The organism is Streptomyces sp. NPDC059443, assembly GCF_042750105.1.
Taxonomy (GTDB): domain Bacteria; phylum Actinomycetota; class Actinomycetes; order Streptomycetales; family Streptomycetaceae; genus Streptomyces.
In genome coordinates, this window is sequence record NZ_JBHYVM010000007.1 from 201,321 (window position 1) to 214,371 (window position 13,051).

Annotated in this window: 11 protein-coding genes; 10 read left to right on the forward strand and 1 reads right to left on the reverse strand. The window is 74.5% G+C overall.

The features are described 5' to 3' along the window. Positions 1-76 precede the first annotated feature (76 nt). The 5 genes from murJ (at position 77) to ACFXDJ_RS09655 (ending at position 5,801) form a co-directional block, all read left to right on the forward strand. The gene (murJ, locus tag ACFXDJ_RS09635; protein ID WP_384848715.1) at positions 77-1,789 is read left to right on the forward strand and encodes a murein biosynthesis integral membrane protein MurJ; all 1,713 of its coding nucleotides are present in this window, start codon (positions 77-79) and stop codon (positions 1,787-1,789) included. Further along, a complete protein-coding gene (locus ACFXDJ_RS09640; RefSeq protein ID WP_384663837.1) occupies positions 1,779-2,555 on the forward strand; it encodes a polysaccharide deacetylase family protein in 777 nt (258 codons plus the stop codon). Before murJ ends, ACFXDJ_RS09640 begins: the two co-directional genes overlap by 11 nt. Before the next feature lie 11 nt (positions 2,556-2,566). Beyond that, positions 2,567-3,874, forward strand: a complete 1,308-nt coding sequence (locus tag ACFXDJ_RS09645; RefSeq protein ID WP_384848718.1) for a glycosyltransferase — start codon at positions 2,567-2,569, stop codon at positions 3,872-3,874. A gap of 71 nt (positions 3,875-3,945) precedes the next feature. Beyond that, on the forward strand, positions 3,946-4,662 hold the full coding sequence (locus ACFXDJ_RS09650; protein ID WP_384657548.1) for a lipopolysaccharide biosynthesis protein: 717 nt from the start codon (positions 3,946-3,948) through the stop codon (positions 4,660-4,662). Then, entirely contained in the window at positions 4,659-5,801 is a 1,143-nt protein-coding gene (locus ACFXDJ_RS09655; RefSeq protein ID WP_384657550.1) for a GNAT family N-acetyltransferase, read from the forward strand. The genes ACFXDJ_RS09650 and ACFXDJ_RS09655 overlap by 4 nt, the downstream gene beginning before the upstream one ends. Before the next feature lie 14 nt (positions 5,802-5,815). Here ACFXDJ_RS09655 and ACFXDJ_RS09660 read toward each other — a convergent pair whose 3' ends face one another. Then, the gene (locus ACFXDJ_RS09660) at positions 5,816-7,420 is read right to left on the reverse strand and encodes a glycoside hydrolase family 26 protein (protein WP_384657553.1); all 1,605 of its coding nucleotides are present in this window, start codon (positions 7,418-7,420) and stop codon (positions 5,816-5,818) included. Between the two features lie 294 nt (positions 7,421-7,714). Here ACFXDJ_RS09660 and ACFXDJ_RS09665 point away from each other — a divergent pair, with 294 nt between their 5' ends. The 5 genes from ACFXDJ_RS09665 to ACFXDJ_RS09685 all read left to right on the forward strand — a co-directional run bounded on the left by ACFXDJ_RS09665 (position 7,715) and on the right by ACFXDJ_RS09685 (position 13,005). Then, positions 7,715-8,917, forward strand: coding sequence for an ATP-grasp domain-containing protein (locus ACFXDJ_RS09665; protein ID WP_384848631.1), 1,203 nt, complete (start codon positions 7,715-7,717; stop codon positions 8,915-8,917). Continuing rightward, a complete protein-coding gene (locus ACFXDJ_RS09670; protein ID WP_384848634.1) occupies positions 8,884-9,144 on the forward strand; it encodes a hypothetical protein in 261 nt (86 codons plus the stop codon). The genes ACFXDJ_RS09665 and ACFXDJ_RS09670 overlap by 34 nt, the downstream gene beginning before the upstream one ends. A gap of 108 nt (positions 9,145-9,252) precedes the next feature. Next, on the forward strand, positions 9,253-10,518 hold the full coding sequence (locus ACFXDJ_RS09675; RefSeq protein WP_384657561.1) for an NAD(P)-binding domain-containing protein: 1,266 nt from the start codon (positions 9,253-9,255) through the stop codon (positions 10,516-10,518). A gap of 31 nt (positions 10,519-10,549) precedes the next feature. Beyond that, entirely contained in the window at positions 10,550-10,891 is a 342-nt protein-coding gene (locus tag ACFXDJ_RS09680; protein WP_384848637.1) for a hypothetical protein, read from the forward strand. Between the two features lie 107 nt (positions 10,892-10,998). After that, positions 10,999-13,005 (forward strand): SpoIIE family protein phosphatase, encoded by a 2,007-nt coding sequence (locus ACFXDJ_RS09685; RefSeq protein WP_384848640.1) that lies wholly within the window; start codon positions 10,999-11,001, stop codon positions 13,003-13,005. Positions 13,006-13,051: the final 46 nt, after the last annotated feature.

The window sequence follows — 13,051 nt, forward strand, 5'->3', positions numbered from 1 at the left end:
TGTTGTTGGTCCCCCCTCGCGGCGGGGGCCGCAGACCCCCCCTCCCCCCCCACACCCCCCCCCGCCAGCGGCGGGAATTCCGCCGCACCCGGCGGTCCCGGCGCTCGCGCCTCCCGGCTCCGCCGAGGCCGGTGCCGGGCCGTCCCGTTCTGCGAGCGGCAACGCCGGGAGCGGACTGGCGAAGGCGGCCGCCGTGACCGCCGGACTGACCGCCGCCGGGGCGGTGTTCGGACTGGTCCGGGACCAGACCATCGCGCACCTCTTCGGGGCCGGGCACGACAGCGATGCCTTCCTGATCTCCTGGACCGTCCCCGAGATGGCCTCGACGCTGCTCATCGAGGACGCCATGGCGTTGCTGATGGTGCCCGCCTTCAGCCACGCCCTGGCCCGCCGGGCCGCCAGCCGGGCCGGGCTCACCCGCCGGGAGGCCCGCGCGCAGGACCCCGTACGGCTTCTCGTCGGGGCGACCCTGCCCCGGCTGGCCGTGCTGCTGGCCGCCGTGGCGTCCGTGCTCATCGTCGCCGCGCCCCTCGTCGTGGGGATCCTCGCGCCGGGGCTGCCCGATCCGGGGCTGGCCGTCGAATGCACCCGGATGACCGCCCTGACCGTGCTGTCCTTCGGGGTCGCCGGATACTTCAGCGCCGCGCTCAGGGCGCACCGGTCCTTCGTGCCGCCCGCCGCGATCTACGTCTCGTACAACGTCGGCATCATCGGGACCATGGTGGCCCTGCACGCCCTGTGGGGGGTGCGCGCCGCCGCCGCGGGGGTGGCCGTCGGCGGGATGCTGATGGCGCTGGTCCAACTGCCCGCCTTCATCCGCAACGTGGGCTTCGGCCCGCCCCGCGCCAAGGGCGCCCCGCGCAGCCAGCGGGACCGGGACCGGCCGACGCTGATCGCCTTCGGGGTCATCGCCCCGGTCATCTTCTTCGCCGTCTTCCGGCAGTCGCAGGTCCTGGTCGAGCGGTTCCTCGCCGCCTCGCTGCCCCCGGGCGCCATCTCGCACCTGAACTACGCGCAGAAGGTCGCGCAGATGCCGATGGTGCTGTCCCTGATGATCTGCACCGTCACCTTTCCCGTCGTCGCCCAGGCCATGGCCGGCGGGGAGCGGGAGAAGGCCCGGCGGCGGGTCGAACAGGACCTCGCGCTGGCCTCGCTCGCCGTGCTCATGGGGACCGCGCTCGTCATCGGGTACGCGCCCCAGATCATCCAAGTGCTCTTCGAACGCGGTGCCTTCACCCATCAGGACACCCTCGCCACCGCCTCCGTCATGCGGGTCTACGGTCTCGGGCTGCTCGGCCACTGCCTCGTCGGGGCGCTGTCCCGGCCCTTCTTCTCGACCGCCCGGCCCACCTGGTTCCCGGCGCTCGCGATGGGCGCCGGGCTCCTCGTCAACATCGTCGCCGGAGCCTTCGCCGTCGGCTGGTGGGGCACCTACGGGATCGCCGCCGCCAACGCGGCCGGGATCTCCACCACCGCCGCACTCCTGCTCACCGGACTCGGCACGCGGATCATCGCCATCCAGGTCCGCCGGGTCGCCGTCAGCATCGGACGGCTCTCCGTCGCCGCCCTCGCGGCCTGCGTCACCGGCTGGATCGCCGGGCCGATGATCCCCGACCCGCTGGTCAGCGCCGCGCTCGGCTGCCTGCTCGTCCCCGCCATGTTCGGGGCCACCGGGATGGCCATACGAGCGCTGGAAGTCACCGCCCTGCCGGGCCAGCTCGCCCAGCTCACCGCTCAGCTCACCTCCCAGCTCACCCAGCTCACCCAGAGGTTCCGCAATGTCCGCTGACACCGAAACGGCGCCCCCCGCCGCAGTGGTCCACCCGCGCCGGGCCGCATCCCCGTGGGTCCTGATGTACCACTCCGTCGCCGAGTTCACCGATCCCGCCGAGGACCCGTACGGCATCACCGTCACCCCGCACGCGCTGGAGGCCCAGCTGCTGTGGCTGCGCTCCCGCGGCCTGCGCGGGGTGTCCGTCGGCGAGCTGCTCCGGGCCCGCGCGGCCGGGCGCGGCGCCGGACTGGTCGGCCTGACCTTCGACGACGGCTACACCGACTTCCTGACCCGGGCGCTGCCGCTGCTGCGCCGCTACGACTGCACCGCCACCCTCTTCGTCCTGCCGGGGCGGCTCGGCGTCGACAACGTGTGGGACCCGCTCGGCCCCCGCAAGTCCCTGCTCACCGCCGAGGGCATCCGCGAAGTCGCCGCCGCCGGACAGGAGATCGGCTCGCACGGGCTGCTCCACCAGGACCTCACCGCGGCCCCCGACGACGTGCTCCAGCAGGAGCTGCGCGGCAGCCGCGAGCTGATCCGGGAGCTCACCGGGACCCTGCCCGCCGGGTTCTGCTACCCGTACGGGCACCTCGACGCCCGGGTCGTCAACGCGACCCGGGACGCCGGATACGCGTACGCCTGCGCGATCTCCCCCGGACGCCTCGCCGGGCCGCACGCGATGCCCCGTACGCACATCAGCCAGGCCGACGGCGGCCCGCGGCTGCTCGTCAAGCGGGCCCGGCACCAGGTCCGGGAGCTGCGTCGGGCGGTGCACTGGTGAGCGCGCAGAAGATGCTGCACATCATCACGGGCCTGGGCGTCGGCGGCGCCGAACAGCAACTGCGGCTGCTGCTGCGGCACATGCCGATGCGGTGCGACGTGCTGACGCTGACCAACCCCGGCCCGGTGGCGGAAGGACTGCGCGCCGACGGAGTCCGGGTCGTCCACCTCGGGATGCGCGGCAACCGCGACCTCGGGGCGCTGCCGAGGATGGCCAGGTTCATCCGGCGGGGCCGCTACGACCTCGTGCACACCCACCTCTACCGGGCCTGCGTGTACGGGCGCTTCGCGGCCCGCCTCGCGGGCGTGGGCCGGACCGTGGCCACCGAGCACTCGCTGGGAGACGGCGAGATCGAGGGCCGGCCGCTGTCGGCCGGGGTACGGGCGCTGTACCTGGCGAGCGAGCGGCTCGGCGCGGCCACGGTGGCCGTGTCCGACACGGTGGCGGCCCGGCTGGAGGCCTGGGGCGTGCCGGCCGCGCGGGTCCACGTGGTGCCGAACGGGATCGAGGCCGTGCGGTTCCGCTTCGACGAAGGCGTACGCCGGGCCACCCGGGCCCGGACCGGGCTGCCCGAGCGGGCGTTCGTCGTCGGCGGGGTCGGGCGGCTGGTTCCGGGCAAGCGGTTCGACGTACTGGTCCGGGCGGTGGCGGCGCTGCCGGGCGCGCACCTGCTGCTCGCCGGTGACGGGCCGGAGCGGGCGATGCTGCGCCGGCTGGCCGCGGAGCTGGGGGCGCAGGGCCGGATCCACCTGCTGGGGGAGCGGGATCCGCTGGGCGACAGCGCGGACGGGCGCACGCCCGGGATCCCGGCGCTGCTCGCCGCGATGGACGTCTTCGTGTCCCCGTCGCGGGAGGAGGCGTTCGGGCTGGCCGTCGTGGAAGCCCTGGCTGCGGGCCTGCCCGTCCTGCACGTCACCTGCCCGGCGATCGACGACCTCCCGGCGGCGCAGGCCCCGGGGGCGCGGCGGATCGGCACGGGCACCGAGGAGCTCGTCGCCGCGCTGCGGGGGCACATGGAGGCGGGCGTGCGCAGGCTCCCGCCGCCCGCGGTGGTGCGCCGGTACGACATCGTGCGCAGCGCTGCGCGGCTGCTTGACGTGTACGAGCTCGCGCTGGCCGGCGCTCCGGCCAGGGCCCGGACCCCCGCTCCTCAAACTCTCCCAGCTACCGCTGGGAGGGGCCCCCGGGAGGGGCTGGATCTGCCTCCGGCGGGGCTGGACGCGCCCGCTGCGCCGGATTTGGCCCCGGCGGCGACGCGCGTCGCGGGCCGGGCCGAGGGCGAGCCGCCCGGAGCGGTCCGTGGCGGTGAGAGCAGCTGAGCCGGCCCCCGCGGGGGTCCCCGTACAGAGACCCGAACCAACCCACCCGTCCAGAGAACAGAGGCACGTACATGGCTGACACCGCCGATCAGAAGAAGTCCACCCGCCGTCGCCGGGTACGGCTGGCGCCGCCGCCCGTGTGGTGGCCCTTGCCGGCCGCCGCGCTGCTGGGGCTGGCCGCGGGCGGGGCGTACGGGGTGCTCAAGGCGCCCGAGTACGCCGCCACCAGCTACGTCGTCGCCGTCCCGAACGACAGCACCGAGCCGGCCACCGCCCTCGGCTTCGCCCAGGCCTACGCCCGCATCGCCACCAGCAGTTCGACCCTCGCGTACGCCCAGCCCCGCGCGGGCATCGGCGTGGCGCAGCTCCGCACGCAGGTCCGCGCCGAAACCTCCCCCGAGTCCCCGATGATCGCCATCACGGGCACCTCGAAGAGCGCGAGCGGGGCCGCCGACATCGCGAACGCGGTGGCCGACGCCCTGTCGCTGAGCAGCAACCAGGCCGCCAAGAACACCGGCGTGCAGCTGCTGCTGTTCAGCCAGGCCGTCGCGCCGACCGACCCGGCCTCCGCGTCCGCCCCCCTCAGCGGGGCCGTCGGGCTGTGCGCGGGCGGGCTGCTGGGCGGGCTGTGGATGCTGGCCCGGCCCGCGCGGCGCAGGACCCGGGAAGAGGCGGCGGACACCGATGTCCCCGTCGTCCCCGTGGCCGCCGTCGCCGCCGGGGAGTTCGCCTCGCTGCCCGCGCAGGGTGACCACAGCGAATCCAAGGAGAAGGAGTCCGTCCGATGACTTCGGGCCCGGCAGCGGCGCTGTCGGTGACGCTGTGCCGCGATCCCCGGCAGTTCGCCGCGCTGGAAGAGCCGTGGAACCGGCTCGTCCGGGAGTGTCCCACCGCCACCCCGTTCCAGAGCCACGCCTGGCTCCACTCCTGGTGGCTGTCCTACGGCAAGGACGGCCGGCTCCGGATCGTCCTCGTGCGGCGCGGCGGGGAACTGGTCGGTGCGGCCGCGCTGATGCTCGTACACCGGCCGCTGCCGCTGCTGGTGCCGCTCGGCGGGGGCATCACCGACTACTTCGACGTGCTCGTGGCCGCGGACCATCGCGACCAGGTCGTCCCGGCGCTGGCCAACGGCCTGTACCGGGCCGCCCGGGGTGCCGTCGTCGACCTGCGCGAGGTGCGGCCCGGGGCCGCCGCCGAGGCGGTCTGCGCGGCGTGGCCCGGGATCGGCACCAAGCTCGCCGACTCCACCTGCATGGAGCTGCCGACCATGCCGTTCGACGAGCTCGTCAAGCGGATGCCGGCCTCCAGCGCCCAGCGGGTGCGGGCCAAGCTCCGCAAGACCGACGCGGCCGGGATCGAGGAGCACGAGGTCACCGAGCAGGAAGTGCCGCGTGCCGTACGGACGTTGCTGCGGCTGCACGAGAAGCAGTGGCGCGGCCGCGGGGTGACCCCCGAGCACCTCAAGCCGCGGTTCGCCGAACACCTGACCCGGGCCACCCGGCGGATGGTGCGGGCCGGGGAGGGGCGGCTGGCCGAGTTCCGGCTGGACGGAAAGGTGGTGGCCGCCAACCTCACCCTGCTCTCCGGCGCGTTGAGCGGCGGCTACCTCTACGGGGCCGACCCGGACCTGCGGGACCGGAAGGTCGACGTGGCGACGCTGCTGCTGCGCTACGAGACCGGCCGCGCGCACGCCGAAGGCCGCCCGGTGGTGAGCTTCCTGCGCGGCGACGAACCGTACAAGAACCACTGGCGGCCGCAGACGGTGGTCAACCAGCGCTTCCTGCTGGCCACTTCCGCGCTCGCGCCCCTGCTGCGACTGCACGAGTCGCAGGTGACGGGGCGCGAGCGGGCGGTGGACGCGCTGCGGGAGGCGCTGCCGGCCGCCAGGGACTGGCGGGCGCGGCTCAACGAACTGCGGGTCCGATGACCCGACCGCCCCGTCTAGAAGGGCCAGTAGCCGGAGTCCCTGCCCCAGTCGACCTTGACGCAGACCGACTGCTTGCCGACCAGCTTGGAGAGCCACTCGCCGAAGTTGAGCGGCACGCACCACTGCTTGCTGTTGACGGGCGGCTCCGCCGGAACGGTCGGCTGGGGCTTCGGCACGACCGGCGAGGGCACCGGGGACGGGACCTGCGGGGACGGGACCACGGGGTCGGGCTTGGGCACCACGGGGGCGGGGCTGGCGCTGGGGCTCGGATCCACCGGGACTTCCGGGCTCGGGGCGACCGGGCTCACCTCGGGGGCCGGGACCACAGGGCTCGGGACCACCGGGCTCGGGACGACGGGACTGGGGACGACCGGGACCGGGGCCTCCGGGCTGGGCGCGACCGGGCTGGGCGCGACCGGGCTCGGAGCGACCGGGCTCGGCACCTCGGGGGACGGGACCAGCGGGCTCGGGAGGACGATCGGCGGCGGGGTGACGACCGGGATCGGGATCTCCGGTGTGGGGATCTGCGGGGTCGGGACCACGGGCGTCGGGATCACGGGCGGCGTCGGGACCACGGGGGTCGGGACGACGGGGGTCGGGATCACCGGCGTCGGGATCACGGGCGTCGGGATCACCGGGCCGGGCTTCTGCGGGGTCAGCGCGTCCCGGAAGGCCTTCGCCGACTCCGGGTTCTGCTTGCACTGCCAGACGCCGTGCGGGCAGTAGTCGGTGATGGTGTGGTAGAGCGGCTTCTGCTGCTCGATCCACTTGAGCATGCGCCGCACGTACTCCGGGTTGTCCCCGTTGCGGTACAGGCCCCACTCCGGGTACGAGATCCGCTTGCCGTGTGCCTTCGCGAAGTCGACGTGCTGCCGGAGCCCGTACGGCTGGCTGATCTGGTCGTCGAAGGTGCGGCCGGGGGCCTGGTCGTACGAATCCATCCCGACGATGTCGACCACGTCGTCGCCCGGGTAGCACTTGGTCCAGCCGATCGCGTCCGTGCCGCGGTTCGGGGTGAAATCGAACTTGAACTCCTGGCCGGGCACGGAGCGCATCACGTTGACGATCCGCTTCCAGTACGCCTTCCAGTTCTCCGGATCAGGCCCGCACCGGTGGGTGTACGTGGTGCCGTTCATCTCCCAGCCGAGCACGATCACCGTGTCAGGGACGCCCAGCGACACCAGCCGCTCGGCGAGCTTCTTGAAGTGCCGGTCGTACTGGCCGTCCGCGCCGGCCCGGATCAGCTGGGTCACCTGGTAGTCCGGGATCCGGGCCTCGTTGCGCTCCTGCATGGGCACGTTGAGGACGAACATCCGGTCGTCCTTGGCCTGGCGCCATTCGGCCCAGTTCTCCAGGAAGCTGACGTTGCCTTCGATGCCCGCCCACTGGTCACCGGGCAGATAGGTGTGCCCGACCCGGATCTCCTTGCCGCCCAGCCAGTGCGACAGGAACGGGATCCGGGCCACTCCCGGCGGCCCGTAGTCGAGATAGGCGCCCATGGCGATGTCGGAGCCCGCGTTCTGTTCCTCGGGTGCCGCGAGGGCGGCCCCGGTGGCGAGCAGTCCGGCCGTGACCGTACCGATGCAGGTGCTCGCCAGTCGGCGACGTGGTCTGGGCATGGCGTCTCCCGAGCTTTCCTGAATCGGTGTGCTTACCAAAGACGTTAGACATCACATCTGACGAATGGCCTGTCCGGTGACGTCCACGTAGGCCATTCGCAGCTGCGCACCCTCCCCGCTTGGTCCGACTAGGTGAAAGACACCGTTTCCATGCACGCGCATCCCAACCAAGTGCCCGCAGTTCTGCTCAGACTCGATCGGAATCCGTTCCACCACGGAACCCTCGGCGCCGTCAGATCCCTCGGGCGCAAGGGCGTGGAGGTCCATGCCGTCGTCGAGGCCGGGGGAGGTCCCATGGGGCGTTCGCGCTACCTGCATGCCGTGCATCCCGGGCCGCCCGAGGGCCTGGACGCCGAGGCGCCCGGAGCGCTGCTGGAGTGCCTGACCGGGGTGTCCGAGCGGATCGGCCGCCCGGCGGTGCTCATCGCGATGGACGACCTGAGCGCGATCGCGGTGTCCCGGGCCGCACCGATGCTGGGCGGCCGTTTCCGGATCCCCCATCAGCCCGACAACCTGCCCGCGCGGGTGGCGGACAAGGCCGAGCTGTCCCGGCTGTGCGCCCGGTGGGACGTCCCGCACCCGGAGACGGTGATCCCGGCGAGCGGGGCCGAGGCGGCGGAGGCCGCGTGGCGGCTGGGGCTGCCGGTGATCGCCAAGTGGAGCCGGCCGTGGCTGCTGCCCTCGGGCACGGACCTGCGCAGCACCACCCTGGTCCACGCGGCCGCCGAGGCGCGGCGGCTCTACGAGCGCTCGGCGCAGGCGGGCAGCCGGCTGCTGCTCCAGCGGTTCCTGCCGGCGGGGCCGGACACCGACTGGTTCTTCCACGGCGCGTTCGGCCGGGGCGGGCATCCGCTGATCACCGGGTCGGGCCGCAAGGAGATGTCCTGGCCGGTGCGGACGGGGCTGACGGCGGTCGGCCGGTGGCTGCCGGATCCGGCGGTCGAGGAGGCGGGGCTGCGGCTCGCCGAGCGGCTGGCCTACCAGGGCATCCTGGACCTGGACTTCCGCCGGGACGAGCGGGGAGTCTTCCGGCTGGTGGACTTCAACCCCCGGCCGGGGGCGCAGTTCCGGCTGTTCACGGACTCGGCCGGGCTGGACGTGGTCCAGGCGATGTACCTGGACCTGACGGGGCAGCGGGTCCCGGAGCCGTCCGGCGGTCCGGGCCGGATCTTCGTGGCGGAGAACTACGCCCTGCTGTCGGCCATCCGCTCCCGCTCGCTCCCGCGCCGCCCGCCGCCCGCTCCGGCCGCCGTCCCGACGGCCGCCTCCGGTACCGGCGGGGGGCGGCGGCCCCCGCGGGGCCCCCCGGGCCGCGCCCCCCCGCCCCGCCCCCGCCGGCCCCCCGCGCGGGCGCCCGGCCGGCGGGCGGCCGCCGGTCCGGGGGGGGCCCGGCGCCCGCGGGCGGCGCCGCGGCGGAACCGGGCCGGGCCGTACGGGCGCTGCCGCGCGGGGAGCGGGTCCGGGTGGAGGCGGCCTGGTTCGCCGCCGATGACCTGATGCCGTTCCTCGCGATGCTCACCGCGTTCCTGGGCCGGGGCGCCGGGAAGGCCGCGCGGGTGCTGCGCGGGGTCCCCGCGCACGGGCGCCGCAGGGCCCGGGCGGTGGTCCGGGCGCCGCGCCAGCGCGGCCGAGGTCTTCCCCCGGCCGCCTCCGGCGGACCGGCGGCCTCCCGGACCGCCCCGCCGGAGGCCTCGGCGGAGCCGGACGAGCTGGTGACGCGGTGAAGGGATGACGGGGTAACCCCTCCCGGGTCGGATCCCCGGGCGGATCCCGGGCGCAGGAGGCGGTGGACGAACCATGGGAACGGGACTGGAGGGACAGCGGTGACACGGATGGACGATCTCGTGGTGATCGGAGCGGGCCCGTACGGGCTGTCGATCGCTGCCCACGCCGCGGGCGCGGGGCTCGGAGTACGGGTACTCGGGCGGCCCATGGCCTCCTGGCGGGATCACATGCCCGAGGGCATGTACCTGAAGTCGGAGCCGTGGTCCTCCAACCTGTCGGCGCCCGGCGGGCGTTACACGCTGGCCGAGTACTGCGAAGGCCGCGGGATCCCCGCCGAACACGGAACTCCGCTGCCCATCGGGACGTTCAGCGCGTACGGGCTCTGGTTCGCCCGGCATGCCGCACCCCCGGTGGAGGAGGCGACCGTCACCGAAGTCACCCCGCAGGGCGACGGGTTCCGCGTCCGCACCGCCGAGGGGCCGCCCCTGCTGGCCCGGACGGTGGCGCTGGCCGTCGGCGTCATGCCCTTCGTCCGGTACCCCGGGGCGCTACGGGACCTGCCCGCGCACCACTACTCGCACAGCAGCGGCCACCGCGACCTGACCCGCTTCGCCGGCCGCGAGGTCGCCGTGCTCGGCGCCGGGCAGGCGGCCCTGGAAACCGCAGCCCTGCTCGCCGAGGGCGGAGCCCGCCCCTGCCTGGTGGCCCGGCGGTCCCGGCTGAACTGGAACACCGTGCCGCAGCCGCTGCGCCGGCCCCCGCTGCGGGCCCTGCGCGCACCGCACAGCGGACTGGGCACCGGCTGGCGCAGCTGGGCCTGGTCGGAGCTGCCTTGGGCGGTGCGCAGGCTGCCCGCGCCGACCCGGGAGCGGATCGCGGCCACCGCGCTGGGCCCGGCCGGAGCCTGGTGGCTGCGCGAACGCTTCGAGCGGCGGGTCCCCGTACTGCTGGGGCACCGGCTGCACCGGGCGGTTCCGGCCGGGGAGCGGACCCGGCTGGGGCTGACCACCGCGGCCGGGGAGTCCGTCGTGCTGGACACCGCCCATGTCATCGCGGCGACCGGGTTCACCCCGGCCCTGGACCGGCTGGAGCTGCTCGACGCGGGGCTGCGGGCCGCGCTGGCCACCGTGGGGGAGAGCGGGACCCCGGAGCTGAGCCCCGGGTTCGAGTCCTCGTGGCCGGGGCTGTTCTTCGCGGGGCTGCTGACGGCTCCCTCATTCGGCCCTTCCATGCGATTCGTGCACGGCGCCGGCTTCACGGCGGGGAGACTGGTGGCAGGAGTCCGCAAGCGCCTGGGCACCAGGGGCCCGCTGGCGGGTTCCGCCGGTGCGCCGCGGGCCGACCGGACTCCGGCGGCCGGGCACAGAGCGTGAGAGCCAGTCACATCAAGTGAGAGGTGTCGCGATGGGCGCTGAGCGAGCACAGGGCCGCGGCTGGGTCAGGATTCCCGCCAGCCGCGCGGAACAGCAGCCCGCCGCGCCGAGGCCGGCGCCCCCGCAGGCCGTGCGCGGGCAGGCCCCGTACGCGCAGGCCCCGTACGCGCAGCAGCCGCTTGCCGGGTACGCGCACGCGCACGTCCACGCCGCCTCGTATCCGAGCACCCCGTACCCGCAGGCCCCGTACGACCCCTCGATGATCTACCTCTCGCTCGTCAAGCGCTGGCGGGAGGCCGGACGGACCCTTCCGGGGCATCCTGACGAGGAGTGGGAGCGGCTCATTTCCCAGCCGTGCTGGCCCGGCCGTTAGGTGGTGTGAGTCTCGTGGCAGCGGCGGAGCGACACGATCGGAGACCGGGCGGGAAGAGCCCGGGAAACCCCCGTACCGGGCCGGGCGAGCGGCTCGCGCTCAACGGCATGGGCAGTTTCGAGTGGGACCTCACCGACGGGACCCTGGTCCTGGACGAGGCCGGGATGAAGGTCTTCGACCTGGAGCCGGCGGAGTTCGACCACACCCCCGAGGCCCTGGGGCTGCGGATCCCGGCCGACGACGCCGCACGGCTGCGGGAGACCGTGCTGGCGGTGCTGGACGGCGGGGAGGAGGCGTACGGCCAGTACTTCACGGTCCAGCGGCGCGACGGCCGCGACCAGTGGACGCACACCCAGGGCCGGGTGGTCCGGGACGAGGACGGGCGGCCCGTACGGATCCTCGGCATCGTCCGGGACGCGACGGCCGAGCTCGCCCACCTCAACGCGCTGCGGAAGCTGGAATCGGCCCGCGCCCAGCAGGCCACCATCGTGCAGCGGACCACCGAGGCCCTGTCGCGGGCGGTGACGGTGGACGACGTGACGGCCACCCTGACGGGCGCGGGCGCCCTGGAACGGCTCGGTGCGGAGGGGCTCGCGCTCGGGCTGGTCGAGGGCGGCACCATGAAGATCATCGCGCTGAGCGGGGAATCCCTGGAGATCCTCAGCGAGCGCAAGTTCACCCGGCTGGACGGCTCGCTGCCGCTGTCCCAGGCGGTGCTCACCAGGAAGGCACGTTTCGTCACCTCGCTCGCCGAGCTCTCGGACGAGTTCCCGCTGCTCGCCGACTACCTCCGCCGCATCCAGTTCGACGCGGCCGCCTACCTGCCGCTCATCGCGCAGGCCAAGGCCATCGGCGGGCTGGTGCTCTTCTACCGGCGGCGCACCGAGTTCAGCCCCGAGGAGCAGAACCTCTGCCTCGGCCTGGCCGGCATCGTCGCCCAGTCGCTCCAGCGGGCGCTCCTCTTCGACCAGGAGCGCGAGTTCGCCACCATGCTCCAGGCCGCCATGCTGCCCCGCCGGATCCCCGAGATCAGCGGCGGGGAGATCGCCGTGCGCTACCACTCCGCCTGGAGCGGGCGCGAGGTCGGCGGTGACTGGTACGACGTGATCTCCCTGCCCCGCGACCGCGTCGGGATCGTGGTGGGCGACGTACAGGGCCACGACACGCACGCCGCCGCCATCATGGGCCAGCTCCGCATCGCGCTGCGCGCGTACGCGGGCGAGGGCCATCCGCCGTCCACGGTGCTGGCGCGCGCCTCGCGGTTCCTCGCCGAGCTGGACACCGAACGGTTCGCCACCTGCATGTACGCGCAGGTGGACCTGGAGACCGGAGGGGTACGAGCGGTCCGCGCGGGCCACCTCGGACCGCTGATCCGGCACACGGACGGGCGAACCGGCTGGCCCAACGTGCGCGGCGGCCTGCCGCTCGGGCTGGCCACGGTGTTCGAGCAGGAGGAGTTCCCCGAGACCCGGCTCGACCTGGTTCCCGGGGAGACGCTGGTGCTGTGCACCGACGGACTCGTGGAGGAGCCCGGCACCGCCATCACCCAGGGCATGGAGGCCCTCGCCCACGCGGTCCGCAGCGGCCCCCAGGAGGCCGGGGCGCTCGCCGACCACCTCTCCGACCGGCTGTGGGAGCGCTGGGGCTCCGGCGACGACGTGGCCCTGCTGGTGCTGCGCCGGGCCCCCGACCCGGGCACCCACCGGGCCCCGCGCATCCACCAGTACGTGCACCAGGCGGACCCCGAAGGGCTCTCGGAGGCCCGCTACGCCCTGCGGCAGGCGCTGCGCGACTGGGGCATGCCCGAGCTCGCCGACGACGTGGAGCTGGCGGCGGGAGAGCTGCTGGTCAACGCCCTGCTGCACACCGACGGCGGAGCGGTGCTGACGATGGAGGTACTGCCCGAGCCGGTCCGGCGGATCCGGCTCTGGGTCAAGGACCGTTCCAGCGTGTGGCCGCGCAGGCGCACCCCGGGGGAGTCGGCGACCACGGGGCGCGGGCTGCTCCTGGTGGACGCGCTGGCCACGCACTGGGGGGTGGAGTCCCGGGGCGACGGCAAGGCGGTGTGGTGCGAGTTCGACGCGGCGGGCAGCGCCGCCCGCAGCGCGCCGTGACCGGACGGACACGCCGAGTTGTGGAGCCCGCGGGGCGGGGTGATGA

Excerpts from the sequence above, each read along its gene's own strand:
- ACFXDJ_RS09680 (WP_384848637.1), top strand. The coding sequence starts at position 10,550 with ATGGGCGCTGAGCGAGCACAGGGCCGCGGCTGGGTCAGGATTCCCGCC.
- ACFXDJ_RS09660 (WP_384657553.1), bottom strand. The coding sequence starts at position 7,420 with ATGCCCAGACCACGTCGCCGACTGGCGAGCACCTGCATCGGTACGGTC.
- ACFXDJ_RS09675 (WP_384657561.1), top strand. The coding sequence starts at position 9,253 with ATGGACGATCTCGTGGTGATCGGAGCGGGCCCGTACGGGCTGTCGATC.
- ACFXDJ_RS09685 (WP_384848640.1), top strand. The coding sequence starts at position 10,999 with ATGGGCAGTTTCGAGTGGGACCTCACCGACGGGACCCTGGTCCTGGAC.
- ACFXDJ_RS09645 (WP_384848718.1), top strand. The coding sequence starts at position 2,567 with ATGCTGCACATCATCACGGGCCTGGGCGTCGGCGGCGCCGAACAGCAA.
- ACFXDJ_RS09640 (WP_384663837.1), top strand. The coding sequence starts at position 1,779 with ATGTCCGCTGACACCGAAACGGCGCCCCCCGCCGCAGTGGTCCACCCG.
- ACFXDJ_RS09655 (WP_384657550.1), top strand. The coding sequence starts at position 4,659 with ATGACTTCGGGCCCGGCAGCGGCGCTGTCGGTGACGCTGTGCCGCGAT.
- ACFXDJ_RS09650 (WP_384657548.1), top strand. The coding sequence starts at position 3,946 with ATGGCTGACACCGCCGATCAGAAGAAGTCCACCCGCCGTCGCCGGGTA.
- ACFXDJ_RS09665 (WP_384848631.1), top strand. The coding sequence starts at position 7,715 with ATGGGGCGTTCGCGCTACCTGCATGCCGTGCATCCCGGGCCGCCCGAG.